We start from the raw sequence: 16116 nt of genomic DNA on the forward strand, positions 1-16116 counted from the left end.
GCGAAGTGCGGCCCGTCAGGTTGACGCAGAATCATGACACAGGGCCCGGGCTTCTCGCGACTCGAATGACGTGCCTCACAGCCAACCCGAGCCCAGGGGCCAGGCGTTGGCAATGGTGACGCGCCCGCCGGTCCCGCTTGCCAACAGCTTCACCCCGAGGCTGTCGGGCCGGGGATAGAGGCGACTGCTGAGGCTGAAGCGGCCGCTGTCCTCGAACACCTCGATGGACGAGCGATCGAGGAACACCCGCAGGCGCAGTTGTGTTTGCGCCTGCTCTATCGACACGCTGCGCTGACCGCTCACTTGCGCACCCGAGCGGCTGCGATCGAGCACCAGGCGTTGCAGCGCCGCGTCGTAGTAAAGCAGGGTCTGTTCCTGCTCATCGACACTGCAGCGCAAGGCGATGCCCAGTTGGCCTTCGCTGCAACCGAGCAGATCCAGGTGAACATGGATTTCCAACCGGTCGCCCGTCACCTGCGGCACCCAGCGGCTGCCCGACTCGGCCCACGGCGCGACGCTTGGCAACGGTGCCTGGCGCAGCGCGACCAGTTCCCGCGCCGGAAACACGCCAAGGCGATCGCCCTGCAGCTCAAGCTCCCGTGGCAAACCGAGCATGCCGCACCAGTGATGGGCCTGGCTCGGCATCGGGCTTTCCCACATGTCCAGCCAGGCCCACACCAGGCGCCGACCATCAGCGGCCACCAAGGTTTGCGCGGCGTAGAAATCGTGACCGTTATCCAGTTCGATGAACGGCCCGCCACTGAAGTGCCATTCGCTGTCGAGGTGACCAACGCGATAACCGGTCTGGTACTTGTTGAGTCGTTCGTAGCCTTCAGGCTGCATCCCTTGCGGGGAATACAGCAGCACATCGCGTCCGTCCAGGCGAAACAGGTCCGGGCATTCCCACATGTAGCCATCGCCGTCAGTGCCGCTGGACACGTAGTCGAGAAACGCCCAGGCGCGCAGGTCGGTGGAGCGGTACAGCGGCAGCAGCGGCGTGTCGCCCAGGCGTGCGCCGGCAATCAGGTACCAATAACCACCCTCCTGCCAGACCTTGGGGTCGCGAAAGTGCATGATCGCCGCTTGCGGCGCTTCCTCGATGACGGCGCCGTGCTTGACGAAGTGGATGCCGTCGACACTGGTGGCCAGGCACTGGACCTGGCGAATGAAGCGTTCGTCACCCACGTCTGCCAGCCAGGTGTGCCCGGTGTAGATCAGCGCCAGGGTGTCGCCACACACCACCGCGCTGCCGGAAAAGCAGCCGTCGCGGTCGAAATCATCGCCCGGTGCCAGGGCGATGGGCAGGTGCTGCCAATGGACCAGGTCGGCGCTCTTGGCGTGGCCCCAGTACATCGGGCCCCACTTGGCGTCGAAGGGGTGGTGTTGGTAGAACACGTGGTACTCGCCACGAAAGAACACCACCCCGTTAGGGTCGTTCATCCAGCCCGTTGGCGGGGCCAGATGATAGTCGGGTCGATAGTCATGGATCAGGCGAGGCAGGTTGTCGATCAGGGCCTGCTGGGCCATTTCGAGAGACGCAGGTATTGGATGGCTCATGGTATTCAAGGACAAGGTCATAGGACGCCCGCAGATGCCGGGTGTGGAGCGACGCCAGCAGGCAGGCTTTCGATGGCGCGGCGCTTCAACGCCGTGCCGTGCGCGTCGAACACGTGCAGGTTGTCGATATCCAGTTGCAGCTCGACCCGATCGCCGATCCGCCATCCGGCGTTGACCTCACAACGACAGACCATGGGTTCGTCCTGGCCGGTGTCGAGGTGCACATAGGTTTCACTCCCCAGGTATTCGACCCCGCTCACCACGAGTCCGGTCGTTCCCTGTGCCGCCTTGAGGGAGAGATGTTCCGGGCGAATCCCCAGGCTCAGTTGCGTATTCGCGGCCAGGTCCGAGCTGTCGACGGGCAGGGTGGTCCTGCCCAACACCAGGCTTTCCACCTGGCTGGTTTCGCCGGGCGCATGCAGGAATGCGGCAAGAAAGTTCATCCGTGGCGAGCCGAGGAAACCGGCGACAAAACGGCTGGCCGGACGCTCGTAGAGTTCTCGTGGCGAGCCGACCTGCTCGATGCGACCGCCATTGAGCACGACAATCTTGTCGGCCAGGGTCATCGCTTCCACCTGATCGTGGGTCACGTAGATCATGGTCGAACCCAGTCGCCCATGCAGGCGGGCGATTTCGTTGCGCATCTGCACGCGCAGGGAGGCGTCGAGATTGGACAGCGGCTCGTCGAACAACAGGATGTCCGGCTCCCGCGCCATGGCCCGGCCCATGGCCACGCGCTGGCGCTGGCCCCCCGACAGTTCCCTTGGCTTGCGTTGCAGCAGCTTGTCCAATTGCAGGATCTGCGCGGTTTTCAGCACCCGCTCGCGCAGGCTGGTCTTCTCGGTCTTGGCCAACTTGAGGCCAAAGCCGATGTTGTCGTAGACGCTCATGTGCGGGTACAGCGCATAGGACTGGAACACCATGCCGACGCCACGCTCGCGCGGCTCCAGGTCGTTGACCCGGCGGCCGTCGATCAGCAGGTCGCCGCCACAGATCGAATCCAGCCCGGCGATCAGTCGCAGCAGGGTCGACTTTCCGCAGCCCGAAGGGCCGACGAAGACCACGAATTCGCCGGCCGAGATTTCCAGGCTGACGTCACGAAGAATGCGCGCGCCGCCCAATTGTTTGTTCACGTTGTCCAGCTTCAACTTGATCACGATGCTGTTCCTTTCTTGTCTGTGTTGGGCCTCAACCCTTTAACGCACCGGCCGTGAGGCCGGAAACGATGCGGCGCTGGAAGATCAGCACCAGAATCACCAAAGGCACCGTGACCAGCACCGACGCCGCCATCAGCAGGCCCCAGGGCAGCTCATGGGGGCTGCCGCCGGAAATCAGCGCAATGGCCACCGGGACCGTGCGTTGCGAATCGGTCAGGGTGAAGGTCAGGGCGAAGAGGAACTCGTTCCAGGCGGCGATGAAGGCCAGAAGGCCGGTGGTGACCAGTGCCGGCCAGAGCAGCGGCAACAGCACGCGGGTCAGCGTGACCCAGGGTGACGCACCGTCCATGATCGCGGCCTCTTCCAGCTCATGGGGCAGTTGCCCCATGAAGGTGGTGAGCACCCAGACGGTGAAGGGCAGGGTGAATATCGTGTAGCTCAGGATCAACGCCCAAGAGGTGTTGTACAGGCCCAGGGCGCGGATCACCTCGAACAGTCCCGACAGCACCGCGACTTGGGGAAACATCGAAACACCGAGGACCATCATCAATACCGGGCCGCGTCCGCGAAACTTCACCCGGCCCAAGGCGTAGGCAGCGGTCAGGCTGAGGAACAGCGCCAGCGTGACCACGCACAGCGCCACCACCAGCGAGTTGCCGATGGCCCGCAGGAACGAGGCCTGGTTGAGCACGGCGGCATAGTTGGAGAAGTCCGGGTTATCGATCCAGTAGCTCACCTGGAACAAGGCGCTGGACGGCTTCAGCGAGGTCACGATGGCGTAGTAGAACGGGAAGACCGCATACACCAGCAAGATCCCGATCAGGCACCAGAACCCGAGGCGCAACAGGGTTTTTTTCAGCAGGCGCGGACTCATGAGCGGACCTCCAGTTGACGGCGTCCGAGGTACAGATAAGCCATGGCGATCACCGCGACGACCAGGAACAGCAAGGTCGAGGCCGCGCTGCCGTAACCGACGTCCTGGAACTCCACCAGGTGCTGGCGCGCGTAGACCGACATGCTCATGGTGCTCGACGAGTTCGAGGTCAACACATAGATGACATCGAAGACCCGCAAGGAATCGAGGATCCGGAAGATAGCCGCCACCAGCAACGCCGGCATCAGCAGCGGCAATGTCACCCGCCAGAACACTTTCACCGGGTGGATGCCATCGACCCGGGCGGCTTCGTAACAGTCGCTGGGCAGCATCTGCAACGCCGCCAGCATCAGCAGCGTGACAAACGGCACGGTCTTCCAGACGTCGACGATGATCACCGCCCACATCGACAGGTCTGCATCGGCTGTCCAGGCCAAGGGCGCATCGATCAGGCCGAGGCTCAACATCATGTGATTGATGATGCCGAACTGATCATTGAGCATCCATGACCAGATTTTCGCCGAGACAATGGTCGGGATCGCCCAGGGGATCAGGATCAACGCCCGCACCAACGCGCGTCCAGTGAACTTGACGTTCAGCAGTAACGCCACCAACAGCCCCAGGACGATTTCCAGCCCCACTGACACCACGGTGAAATGCAAGGTGTTGCGCACCGCGTTCCACCACTGTGGATCGACCAGGATGCCTGACCAGCCGGCACCGCTGTGAAACAGATAATTGCTCAAGCCGACAAAGCTGGCATCGCCCGTATCGGCCAGGCTGGCGTCGGTCAGGCTGAACCAGAATGTGCGCAGCAGCGGCCAGGCCGCCACCAGCGCCAGGCACAGCAACATCGGGGTCAGGAACAGCCAGGCGGCGCGAACGCGACGGCGTTGTACCGGCGTTTCCCGGGTGAGCAGGTACTCGTCGTCGGGGGCGAGTGTGGTGGAGACAGACATGGTGATTTCCTTCCTTGTGGCTTACCAGTTCCGGCGTTTGATCCGTGTGAGTTCGCTTTCCAGCTCGGCCAGGGCCTGGTCCACCGGCCGCTCGCCCGCCAACACGCCGTGCACTTGATCGAAGAAGGCATTGGAGACCCGTGGATAGCGGTCGGCGGTGATCGAGGCGGGGCGCATGACCCCATCGTTGAGAATGCTGTGCAGTTGGTTGTAGTAAGGCATGGCCGCGAGTAGCTCGGGATCCTGGTAGAGCGACTCGATCACTGGGTTGTAGGCGCCCACCAGGGCGCGGTGTTTCTGTTGTTGGGCGCTGCTCAGGTAGCTCACCAGTTCCGCGGCGAGCTTGGCGTTGGCGCTGTAGCGCGACACCGCCAGGCCCCAGCCGCCAAGAGTGGACGCGTGAGTGCCCGTCGCGCCGCCACGGGGCAGGGGAGCGACGCCGACCTTGTCCTTCACGGCGCTGTCCTGGCTTTGCACCAGGGCCCAGACATAAGGCCAGTTGCGCATGAACAGCGCATTGCCGGACTGGAAGACGCCGCGTCCTTCTTCCTCGGTGTAATTGAGCACGCCACGGGGAGCGATGTCGCCGACCCAGCTTTTAGCCAAGGTCAACGCCGCCCTCGAGGCCTGGCTGTTGACCACGATATCGCCTTGGGCGTTGACCAGGCCGCCTTGCGGTTGGCTGCTGATCCATTCCAGTGCATTGCATGTCAGGCCTTCGTAGGCGCGCCCCTGGAACACATAACCCCAGGCGTTGGCGTTCCCGGCATCGCGCTCGGCTTGCTGGACAGCCCTGGCGGTCGTGGTCATTTCTTCCCAGGTCTGGGGCACGGGCTGGTTGTATTTCTCGAGCAAATCCTTGCGGTAATACAGCAGCCCCGAATCGGTGAACCACGGCATGGTCACCAGGCGTCCGTTCACCGTGGCGTTGTCCACCTGGGCCTGGAAGTAACCTTGGGTGGCGTTGGCAGGAAGCACTTCGCGCAGGTCCAGCAGGTGCTTGGCCAACATGCCCGGCCACACCATGTCGATTTGGATGATGTCGATGTCGCTGGATTGCGCGCTGAGAATCTGCTGGTAGAACGACAGCCGCTCGGTCGCCGAGTTAGGCGTGGATACCACCTCGACGTTGTTGCCGGTCTGCTTCGACCACGCCTCGACAGCCTCCTTGCACAGTTGCAACTCGGCGCCCACGGCACCGCAGGAAATCGTCAGGTTGGCGGCCGTCGACAGGGCTGGAAACCCGAGGCAAAGGCCGAGCAGCGCCGTTGGAAGGAGCGATTTGAGCTGTTTCATAAAGCCCTCTTTATTTTTGTTTTTAGAAAAGTTAACGTTAACATCGCCAAATGTAGCAGTGTATTTGCGCTGAGGCATCCTTTTTTTCCTTCGGTTTGACAATTCATGACCAGGGCGAAAAAGGCCGTTCGCGGCAACAGAACAATAAAAACAAAACAGGGAAATCCACATGCAGAAAGCATCAAGCTGGCTACTCGCAAGCGTGCTCGGCGTCTCGGCGACCACTTCTCAGGCCGCGACGCTGGAAGAGCGCATGGCCGCGTTCGAGGCCAGGGCCAGCGCAGCGGAAAAACGCGCTGCCGCCGCCGAACAACAAACCCAGGCACTCGCCAGGGAACTGCAGCAAATCAAACTCGCCACGCCACCGGTTGTCGCCGCCGTTGCGACGCCAACCGTCGATGCTCGCCTGGCAAAACTCGAAGCCAGTCAGCAAAGCACGGAAAAGCAGGGCAATGGCGCACACCTCACTGACGGCTTCAGCTTCAAGGGCTACGCTCGTTCCGGGCTGCTGATCAACGATGGGTTGGGCGGTGGGCGTGGCGGTCCATACACCACCCCGGCCGGTTCTGTCGGCGGTGCTGTCGGGCGGCTTGGTAACGAGGACGACACCTACATGCGCATCGACCTGTCGAAAGAGCTGTACGCGCAGAACGGCACCCGCTCCAAATTCACGGTGTCCATCGCCGATGGCGTGGAGAGCTCCAACGACTGGACCGCCGAGGAAAGCAACCTGAACGTGCGCCAGGTGTTCACCGAGCTCGATCACCTGGCGGCATTCAAGGGCAATTCGATGTTCGAAAATTCCACTCTGTGGGCTGGCAAGCGCTTCGACAGGGACAATTTCGACATCCACTGGTTGGACTCGGACGTGGTCTATCTGGCCGGCACCGGCGGCGGCATCTATGACATACAGATGACCAAGGACTGGCGCTCGAACTACTCGTTGATCGGTCGTAACTACGGGGATTTCAGCGAGGGCGGCGTCAATGCCGATGTGGAAAGCTACATCCTGACGTCCAATCAGTTTTTCGACGGCGGGCAGTGGCAATGGATGTTCAACGCCATTGGCTCGAAGAAAAACGACTTCGGCACTCGCAGCAATGAAGCAGGGCTGACGCCGGCCGATTCCGGCTTGCACAGCATGGTCGCCAATCACCAGAAAACCTTTTTCGGCCGCGAAGGCTTCTTCAAGACGGCGCTGCTCTATGGCCAGGGGTTGGGGGCAGAGGTCAAGAACGTCGGCTCGGACGGCGAACTGATCGACGACGCCCGTGCGCTGCGTCTGGCGGTGTACGGCGAGACGCCCTTGGCGCCCAACTGGCGCATCGGCCCGAGCCTGCTGGCCGAGCAAAGCAAGGATCGCTACGTCAAGGGCGACGACTACCGTTGGATGACCCTGAACGTGCGGTTGGCCAACGAAATCAACAGCAATTTCGAGATGGCTTACGAGATGAGTTGGCAGACCATGCAGCTCGACCCCAAGGGCTACCTGCAACGCAATGCGGTTGACGGTGATTTCTGGAAATTCACGGTTGCCCCGACCTTCAAGCCTGACCTGGGCGATCTGCTCACGCGCCCTGAACTGCGCCTGTTCGCCAGCGTCATGAACTGGTCGTCGGACCTGGACAGGTACAGCACCACGGATTCCTTCGGCAAGAGTGACTTCAACGCCGGCGGCACCTGGCAGTACGGCATCCAGATGGAAACCTGGTTCTGAGGCCAGTCAGTTGAAGCTCGCTCCCACAGGTATGCGGTTCACTTAAGAACAACGGTGGATCTGTGGCGAGGGAGCTTGCTCCCGCTGGGTCGCGAAGCGGCCCCAAAACCTGCCGCATGGGGAGCATCAGGCACACCGCACTTGCCGGTTCACGACTGCTTCGCAGCCGAGCGGGAGCAAGCTCCCTCGCCACGGGTTTGTCGATCGACTTTGCGACTACCGCACATGCCAACCCAACTGGCTTGAAATCTGTTGGGTCGCTTGCATCAGTTGCTTGACATAGTCCTGCTTCAACTCTTCCCGGAAGCGAAAGCACGGGAATGAAACGCTCATCCCGCCGATCACATGGCCAAAACGGTCGCGGATCGGTGCGGCCAGGCAACGCATGTTGTCTTCGAATTCTTCATGGTCCTCGGCATAGCCTTGCTGGCGAACGGTCTCCAATTCCTGCAGATACGCCTCGACGCTGGTCAGGGTATTGGCCGTACGGCGCTCGAAACTTTCCAGTGCCAGGTGCGCGAGCAATTCGTCTTCTTCGAGCCAGGCCATCAGCACCTTGCCGATGCCGGTGCAGTACAACGGCGCCCGTCGGCCGATCCGCGAGTACATGCGCAGGTTGTACTTGGAGTCGATCTTGTGCACGTAGACGATGCTGCCTTCGTCGAGAATCCCCAGGTGCACGGTCTCGCCCGTCAGCTCGTTGATCCTGCGCATCCCGGGCTCCGCTTCCCGGACGATGTCCAGGTGGGGCAGGGCCTGGGCGCCCAACTCGAACAGCCGGACGCTGAGGCGATAGCGATCCTCGGCGTCCTGCACCACATACCCACGGGCCTTGAGCGACTGCAGGAAGCGATAGACCGTGGCCTTGGACATGTCCAGTTTGGTGGCGATCTCCGACACGCCGCTCTCTTCCGGATGCTCGGCCAAGGCCTCGAGCACGGCCATGGTCCGGCCCACCGCCGACACCAGATCGTTGTTTGGAATGACGCTGTTGTCCATGAAGGCTCCAACGTGAAAGTAAAACCCAAGGATATACGCTAGCAGAACAAAACGCTGTTTCATTTTTACTTGACGGGGGCGGAAATCTGACTAGACTCGGGCCTTGAGATAGAAATGAAACGCCGTTTTAAAAATAAAGAAAGGGCGCGTAATGATGGATTTAACGCACAACCATGGTCCGCAGACCCGCGTCACCCGCCCGCTGAAAGTGGCGCTGGTGGGTGAATGCATGATCGAGATGCGCGGTGAGCCGGGTGCCGCGATCATCCAGACGTTCGGTGGCGATACGCTCAACACTGCGGTCTACCTGGCCCGATTGAATCCCCGTGGCGCAGTGGCCGTGGACTACATGACGGCAGTGGGCAACGATGCGTTCAGCGTCGCCATGCGCCGGTCCTGGCTGGACGAGGGGATCGGTGATGCCCACGTCCGCGTGATCGAAGATGCGCTGCCCGGGCTGTATTTCATCCAGACCGATCCACACGGCGAGCGGCGTTTCCTCTACTGGCGCGGGGAAGCGGCGGCGCGGCGCATGTTCGAAGGTCCCGAGGCCGACGCCATGCTCGAGGCGCTGGCCGATTACGACTACGCCTACCTGAGTGGCATCAGCCTGGCGATCCTCACGCCAGCAGGGCGCCAACGCTTGATCGAGGCCTTGCATCGGGCGCGTCGGGCGGGCACGCGCATCGTCTTCGACAACAACTACCGTCCCCATCTTTGGCCCGATTCTGAAACGGCCCGGCAAGCCTACCGCGACCTGTTGCACCTGACCGACCTGGCCCTGGTCACCTGGGAAGATGACGCGGCCCTGTTCGGCTATCGCGATCCTGAGGCCTTGTTCAGTGCCTATGCCCAGGCAGAAGTCGGCGAAGTCGCTCTCAAGCGTGGCGCCGCCAGTTGCTTGATCCAATGCCCGACGGGGCGTTTCGACGTGCCCGCGCAAACCGTTTCCCATGTCGTCGACACCACGGCTGCCGGTGATTCGTTCAGCGCCGCCTACCTGGCCTGCCGTCTGCGCGGCGGCGATCCGGAACAGGCCGCCCGCTGGGGCCATCGCTTGGCAGCCCAGGTCGTACAGTACCGGGGCGCGCTGATTCCCCAGGCGGCGATGCCGAACATGGGCGCGTCCTCACTTCCTTCCGTTGCACAGGTCTGACCTTATGAAAATCGTTGAAGCGCGCGTCATCGTCACCTGCCCCGGCCGCAACCTGGTCACCTTGAAGATTGTCACCGACGAGGGCATTTACGGCATTGGCGATGCCACCTTGAATGGCCGCGAACTGGCCGTCGTCGCTTACCTGGAAGAGCACGTCCTGCCGGCGTTGATCGGCCGCGATGCCCACCGCATCGAGGACATCTGGCAGTACCTGTATCGCGGCGCGTACTGGCGCCGGGGGCCGGTGACCATGACCGCTATCGCCGCCGTCGACGTGGCGCTGTGGGACATCAAGGCCAAGGCCGCGAACATGCCCTTGTACCAGTTGCTCGGCGGCAAGAGTCGCGAGCGGGTGATGGTCTACGGGCATGCCACCGGCAAGGACATCGAAGGGTGCCTGGACGAAGTCGCCCGTCACGTCGAACTGGGCTACAAAGCCGTGCGCGTGCAATGCGGCGTGCCCGGCATCGCCACCACCTACGGGGTCGCCAAGCGCAGCGGCGAACGTTATGAGCCGGCCGACAGCGACCTGCCCGCCGAGCACGTGTGGGACACCGCCAAATACCTCAACTACGTGCCCAAGCTGTTCGCCGCCGTGCGCGAACGCTTTGGTGACGACCTGCATATCCTCCACGACGTGCACCATCGCCTGACGCCCATCGAGGCGGGGCGGTTGGGCAAGGCCGTGGAACCGTACAACCTGTTCTGGCTGGAAGACTGCACGCCGGCGGAAAACCAGCAGAGCTTCCGTCTGATTCGCCAGCACACCACCACGCCGTTGGCCGTGGGTGAGGTGTTCAATTCCATCCATGACTGCCGCGAATTGATCCAGGAGCAGTTGATCGACTACATCCGCACGACGCTGGTGCATGCCGGCGGTATTACCCATGTGCGGCGCATTGCCGATTTCGCCGCGCTGTTCCAGGTGCGGACCGGTTTCCACGGCGCTACCGATCTGTCACCGGTGTGCATGGGCGCGGCCCTGCATTTCGATACCTGGGTGCCCAACTTCGGCATTCAGGAACACATGCCTCATGAAGCGCGAATCGATGAAGTGTTTCCCCATGCCTATCGCTTCGAGGACGGCCACTTCACCCCCGGCGAAACACCGGGGCATGGTGTCGATATCGATGAAGACCTTGCCCGCCAATACCCCTACAAACGCGCCAGCCTGCCGGTCAACCGTCTCGAAGACGGCACGCTCTGGCATTGGTGAAGCCGTTCCAACCCTTTGAGGACACGGGACGAAAACGTCCCGCCAGGAGTGACCCGATGAAAGCGTTCCAGGTAAGAGCACCGTTCGAGTTCGGGCTGGCCCAGGTCGACCGACCCGAGGTCGCCCATGGCGAGGTCCAGGTCGATGTGGCGTATGCCGGCATCTGTGGCTCGGACATGCACATCATTCATGGGCAGAACGCATTCGTGCGTTTCCCCCGTGTTACCGGCCATGAATTCTCCGGGGTGATCCGGCAAGTGGGTGAAGGTGTCGAGCACCTGCAGGTGGGTGACCGGGTGTGCATCGATCCGGTGATCAGTTGCGGCACCTGTTATCCCTGTCGTATTGGCCGGCCCAATGTCTGCACGCGGCTGCAAGTGATCGGCGTACACCGCGACGGTGGCTTCAGCGAACAGGTCTGCGTACCGGCCGAGAACGGCCACCGCTTGCCCGATTCGATGTCCCTCAGCCACGGCGCCCTGGTCGAGCCTTATTCCATTGCCCTGAACGTGCTCGATCGCATGCAGCCTCATCCGGGTGACAGCGTGCTGATCTACGGCGCCGGGGTGATCGGCTTGACCCTGGTGCAGATGGCCAAGGCGTTGGGGTTGACCGACATCACCGTCACCGATGTCATCGACAGTCGCCTGGAGACGGCGCGAGCACTCGGTGCCAGCCGGACCCTCAACGGCCAGCAAGTCGATGTCGAAGCGGTGATGCGTGAGCTGACGCAAGGCGAGGGCGTGCCGTTGATTGTCGATGCCGCCTGCATACCGGCACTGATGCCGCAAATGGTGCGCCTGGCTTCGCCGGCCGGACGCATCGGGTTGCTGGGCTTCAACGCCACGCCGAGTGATCTGGTGCAGTTGGAAATGATCAAGAAGGAACTGACCCTGGTGGGCTCGCGGCTCAACAACCGCAAGTTCCCGCGGGTGATCGAACTGATCGCCAGTGGCAAGTTGCAAGTCCAGGACCTGATCAGTCACCGCGTCACCTTCGACGAAATGCCCGGCGCCATCGACCTGATCGAAAAACACCCCGAGCAAACCCGAAAAGTCCTGGTGGAGCTGACGAACGCCCATCACTGAGCCGTCGGTACTATCGGTTTCATCGTGCCTGTCATGGGCACCCTCACCGAATAAACACAACAAGCGGGAGGTTCCACCATGTTTGGTCAAGGACGTAGCTTAATCATCATCATGCTGTTCCTGGCCGGGGTCATCAATTACCTCGATCGGTCGGCATTGTCTGTGGCGGCGCCTTTCATCCAGAAAGACTACGGTCTGAGCACGGGTGAGATGGGCATGATCTTCAGCAGTTTTTTCGTCGGTTATGCCGCCTTCAACTTCATCGGCGGCTGGGCCGCCGACCGTTACGGCGCCAAGACCACGTTGCTCCTGGCCATGGTCTTGTGGTCGTTGTTCAGTGGCCTTACGGTGCTGACGGTGGGCTTCGCGTCGCTGGTGCTCATCCGGATCCTGTTCGGCATGGGCGAAGGGCCGCTGAGCGTCACAACCAGCAAGATGGTGAACAACTGGTACACCCCCAAGCGCAGGGCGCGGGCGATCGGCACGTCGATGTCCGGCACGCCGCTGGGCGGGGCGATTTCCGGTCCGGTGGTGGGCTTCATCGCCGTCACCTACGGCTGGAAGGTGTCGTTCATTATCATCATGTTGGTCGGCCTGATCTGGGCGGCGGTCTGGTACAAGTTCGTCAAGGAGAAGCCTGAAGGCGAGGGCGCCGAGGAGATTCTGCGGGCCGAGGGGCAGGGCGAGCTGGCGGCACAACCGGTGTTCCCGCTGCGGTTCTACCTCAAGCAGCCGACGGTGCTGTTCACCTCCCTGGCCTTCTTTTCCTATAACTACACCTTGTTCTTCTTCCTGACCTGGTTCCCCAGCTACCTGACCATGGCCCACGGCCTGAACGTCAAGGACATGAGCATCGCCACGGTCATTCCTTGGGTGTTGGGTTTCCTCGGCCTGGCCCTGGGCGGCTTCATCTCCGACTTCGTGTTCAAGAAAACCGGAAAAATGATGTTCTCCCGCAAAGTGGTGCTGGTGACCTGCCTGCTGGCTTGCGCCGTTTGCATCGCCTGTGCCGGGATGGTCAGTACCTTGTATCCGGCGGTGATTCTGGTCGCCTTGGCGGTGTTCTTCCTCTACCTCACCGGTGCCATCTACTGGGCGATCATCCAGGACACCGTCCCGGCGGCGCGGGTGGGCGGCGTCAGTGGTTTCATGCACTTTCTGGCGAACACCTCGGGCATTGTCGGTCCGACCCTGACGGGCTTCCTGGTGCAGTTCACCGGTTCGTTCACCAGTGCATTCCTGCTGGCGGGGTTGTTGACCGTGATCGGTGCCGTGTGTGTGGCGCGCTACGTTAAACCGCTGTCGGTGGCGGATACCGGCCACGCGGCGGCACAAAGCCCGCAACCCGCTTCGGCCCTGGGCCGTTCCTGAACAGAAGGAGTGAGTCGATGCCTGTTGTGAAACGTGAACCTTGCACCGGCACTGCAGCGCAGATCGGTATCGTGCACTTGGGCCTGGGCGCGTTTCATCGCGCGCACCAGGCGGTCTACCTGCAACGCCATCTCAATCGCCATGGCAACAGCGATTGGGGCGTGTGCAGTGCCAACCTGCGCTCCAACCGCACCGTGGTCGAGCAGTTGCGCGAGCAGGACGGCCGCTATCATGTGGCCGAGTACCGCGACCGCGAGCAGGTGACGCTGCGCGAGATCGGGGTGTTGCGCCAGGCCTTGTACGTGGGCGAGGGCGGTCAGGAATTGGAGCAGTTGCTACAGCGCATGGCCGCGCCGCAGACGCGGATCGTCACGCTGACCGTCACCGAAAAAGGCTACTGCCTGAGCCCTTCTTCCGGGCAGTTGCGCCGCGAAGATCCGACGATTGCCCATGACATCGCCCATCCACACACGCCACGCTCGGCGCCCGGCATTGTCCTCGAAGCGCTGCGCCGCCGCCGCGCCGCGGGTATCCCGGCCTTCACCGTGTTGTGCTGCGACAACATGCCCGACAACGGCCAGCGCACCCGCCAGGCGGTCAGCGCGTTGGCGGCGTTGCAGGATGAGGCGCTGGCGCAGTGGGTCGAGCAACAGGTGGCGTTTCCCAGCTGCATGGTCGACCGCATCGTGCCGGCCATGGACGACGAGTCCTTCCGCCGGCTGGCGCAGCAACTCGACTGTCACGATCGCGCGGCAGTGGTCTGTGAAAGCTTCAGCCAGTGGGTGGTCGAGGACCACTTTCCCCTTGGTCGTCCGGACTGGGAAGTCGAAGGGGTGCAGATGGTCGAGGACGTGCGCCCGTTTGAAACCATGAAATTGCGCATGCTCAATGGCAGCCATTCATTGCTGGCCTACGTGGGCCTGCTGGCCGGCCATGAGTCGGTCTTCGACGCCGTCAGCGATGGGAGGCTGGCGCGCCTCATCGAGCGCTACATGGCCGAGGAAGCCGCACCGACCCTGGACATGCCGGCCGGCATCGATCTTGCGGCGTATGCCCAGGATCTGCGGGCGCGCTTTGCCAACGACAGCCTGCAACATCGCTTGCGCCAGATCGCCATGGACGGCTCACAGAAACTGCCGCAACGCTGGTTGCTCGGCGCGCAGCAATTGCTTGACCAGGGGCGCGGCATCGACTGCATCGCCCTGGGCATCGCGGCATGGATTCACTACTGCACGCAGCCGTTGCCCGGTCGCCCGGCGCACACGATTGACGACCCGCTGAGCGCCACCTTTGCCGATCTTGCCGGACGTTTCGAGGGCGCATCGCGGGTGAATGCGTTCCTCGACCTGGATGAAGTCTTCCCGCCGCAGCTGGCGGCTCGCGCAGCATTTCGCGACGCCGTGCACCACGCCTATCGCGCCTTGGTCCGCGATGGCGTGGACAGCCTGTTGCCCCCCCTTGCCGTACCCAACTGATAACAAGGAGAAACACATGGAACAGACATGGCGTTGGTTTGGCCCCAAAGACCCGATTTCCCTGGCGGACGTTCGCCAGACCGGTGCGACCGGCATCGTCACCGCGCTGCACGAAATTCCCAATGGCCAAGTCTGGCCGGTGGACGCCATCGCGGCGCGCAAACAGATGATCGAAGCGGCCGGCCTGAGCTGGTCGGTGGTGGAAAGCATTCCGGTGCACGAAGACATCAAGCGCGGCTGCGGGCGGCGCGACGAGTACATCGCCAACTACCAGCAGAGCGTGCGCAACCTGGCAAGCTGCGGCATCGATATCGTCTGCTACAACTTCATGCCGGTGCTGGACTGGACCCGAACCGATTTGTCCTTTGAACTGGCGGATGGCGGCTGGGCCTTGCGCTTCGATCAAACCGCGTTTGCCGCCTTCGACCTGTTCATCCTCCAGCGTCCGGGGGCGCAGGCCGAATACAGCGCCGAGGATATCCAGCAGGCCAAGGCCTACTTCGAACAACTGACGCCGGCCCGGCGCGAAACCCTGGTCAACACCCTGATCGCCGGTTTGCCCGGCGCCGAGGAACATTACAGCCTGGACAACTTCCGAGACTTGCTGCGGACCTACGCCGACATCGACGAAGCCAAGTTGCGTGAACACCTGGGCTATTTTCTGCGGGCAGTGATCCCCGTCGCGGAGGAGGTCGGTGTGCGCATGGCGATCCACCCGGACGACCCGCCCCGGGCACTGCTCGGTTTGCCCCGCATCCTGTCCACCGCCGAAGACGCCCAATGGCTGCTGGACGCCGCGCCCAGTCCGGCCAATGGCCTGACATTCTGCACCGGTTCCTATGGCGTGCGCGAAGACAACGACCTGGTGGCGATGGCCAAGCACTTTGCGCCGTTCATCTACTTCACCCACCTGCGTTCAACCCGCCGGGAAACCGACCCACGCAGTTTCCATGAAGCCCATCACCTGGACGGCGACGTCGACATGGTCGGAGTCATCAGTGCCTTGGTGGCCGAAGAGCGCCGACGTGAACGCGAAGGCGGCCCGCGCTTGCCACTGCGGCCCGACCATGGGCATCAATTGCTGGACGACCAGCACCGCAAAAGCAATCCCGGCTACTCACTGATCGGCCGCCTCAAGGGCCTGGCGGAAATTCGCGGCGTGGAACTGGCGGTGCGCCAACAACTGAGTCAAGTAGCGCACTAATCCCTGTGGCGAGGGAGCTTGCTCCCGCTGGGCTGCGCAGCAGCCCT

General features: G+C 62.4%; 13 protein-coding genes. 7 read left to right on the forward strand and 6 right to left on the reverse strand.

Annotation, left to right across the window (positions count from 1 at the left end; all coding sequences use genetic code 11):
* Positions 1 to 75: 75 nt before the first annotated feature.
* The 5 genes from AD659_RS13700 to AD659_RS13720 are packed head-to-tail and all read right to left on the reverse strand — an operon-like array spanning position 76 to position 5843.
* Complete coding sequence (locus tag AD659_RS13700; RefSeq protein ID WP_053122036.1) at positions 76 to 1578, reverse strand: glycoside hydrolase family 32 protein; 1503 nt, start codon at positions 1576 to 1578, stop codon at positions 76 to 78.
* Positions 1575 to 2714, reverse strand: coding sequence for an ABC transporter ATP-binding protein (locus AD659_RS13705; RefSeq protein WP_053122038.1), 1140 nt, complete (start codon positions 2712 to 2714; stop codon positions 1575 to 1577). Before AD659_RS13705 ends, AD659_RS13700 begins: the two co-directional genes overlap by 4 nt.
* 31 nt (positions 2715 to 2745) lie before the next feature.
* Positions 2746 to 3588 (reverse strand): carbohydrate ABC transporter permease, encoded by an 843-nt coding sequence (locus AD659_RS13710; protein WP_053122040.1) that lies wholly within the window; start codon positions 3586 to 3588, stop codon positions 2746 to 2748.
* Positions 3585 to 4547, reverse strand: a complete 963-nt coding sequence (locus tag AD659_RS13715; RefSeq protein WP_053122042.1) for a carbohydrate ABC transporter permease — start codon at positions 4545 to 4547, stop codon at positions 3585 to 3587. The genes AD659_RS13710 and AD659_RS13715 overlap by 4 nt, the downstream gene beginning before the upstream one ends.
* Before the next feature lie 21 nt (positions 4548 to 4568).
* Positions 4569 to 5843 (reverse strand): ABC transporter substrate-binding protein, encoded by a 1275-nt coding sequence (locus AD659_RS13720; protein ID WP_053122044.1) that lies wholly within the window; start codon positions 5841 to 5843, stop codon positions 4569 to 4571.
* 169 nt (positions 5844 to 6012) lie between these two features.
* Between AD659_RS13720 and AD659_RS13725 the strand changes: the two genes are divergently transcribed.
* On the forward strand, positions 6013 to 7560 hold the full coding sequence (locus AD659_RS13725) for a carbohydrate porin (protein WP_053122046.1): 1548 nt from the start codon (positions 6013 to 6015) through the stop codon (positions 7558 to 7560).
* 216 nt (positions 7561 to 7776) lie between these two features.
* Here the strand turns inward: AD659_RS13725 and kdgR are convergent, their stop codons facing one another.
* Entirely contained in the window at positions 7777 to 8559 is a 783-nt protein-coding gene (gene kdgR / locus AD659_RS13730) for a DNA-binding transcriptional regulator KdgR (protein ID WP_053122048.1), read from the reverse strand.
* 154 nt (positions 8560 to 8713) lie between these two features.
* Between kdgR and AD659_RS13735 the strand changes: the two genes are divergently transcribed.
* The 6 genes from AD659_RS13735 (at position 8714) to uxuA (ending at position 16069) form a co-directional block, all read left to right on the forward strand.
* Positions 8714 to 9715: a sugar kinase gene (locus tag AD659_RS13735; protein WP_053122509.1), complete on the forward strand. Its 1002-nt coding sequence runs from the start codon at positions 8714 to 8716 to the stop codon at positions 9713 to 9715.
* 4 nt (positions 9716 to 9719) lie between these two features.
* Positions 9720 to 10931: a D-mannonate dehydratase ManD gene (gene manD, locus AD659_RS13740; protein ID WP_053122050.1), complete on the forward strand. Its 1212-nt coding sequence runs from the start codon at positions 9720 to 9722 to the stop codon at positions 10929 to 10931.
* A 56-nt stretch (positions 10932 to 10987) separates the two neighbouring features.
* Positions 10988 to 12019 carry a Zn-dependent oxidoreductase gene (locus AD659_RS13745; protein WP_053122052.1) on the forward strand — a complete coding sequence of 344 codons (1032 nt, stop codon included), beginning with the start codon at positions 10988 to 10990 and terminating at the stop codon, positions 12017 to 12019.
* Between the two features lie 78 nt (positions 12020 to 12097).
* Positions 12098 to 13390 (forward strand): MFS transporter, encoded by a 1293-nt coding sequence (locus AD659_RS13750; RefSeq protein WP_053122054.1) that lies wholly within the window; start codon positions 12098 to 12100, stop codon positions 13388 to 13390.
* A gap of 17 nt (positions 13391 to 13407) precedes the next feature.
* A complete protein-coding gene (locus AD659_RS13755; RefSeq protein ID WP_053122056.1) occupies positions 13408 to 14865 on the forward strand; it encodes a mannitol dehydrogenase family protein in 1458 nt (485 codons plus the stop codon).
* 16 nt (positions 14866 to 14881) lie between these two features.
* Entirely contained in the window at positions 14882 to 16069 is a 1188-nt protein-coding gene (gene uxuA, locus AD659_RS13760; RefSeq protein WP_053122059.1) for a mannonate dehydratase, read from the forward strand.
* Positions 16070 to 16116 lie beyond the last annotated feature (47 nt).

This window comes from Pseudomonas thivervalensis (genome assembly GCF_001269655.1).
GTDB lineage: Bacteria > Pseudomonadota > Gammaproteobacteria > Pseudomonadales > Pseudomonadaceae > Aquipseudomonas > Aquipseudomonas thivervalensis.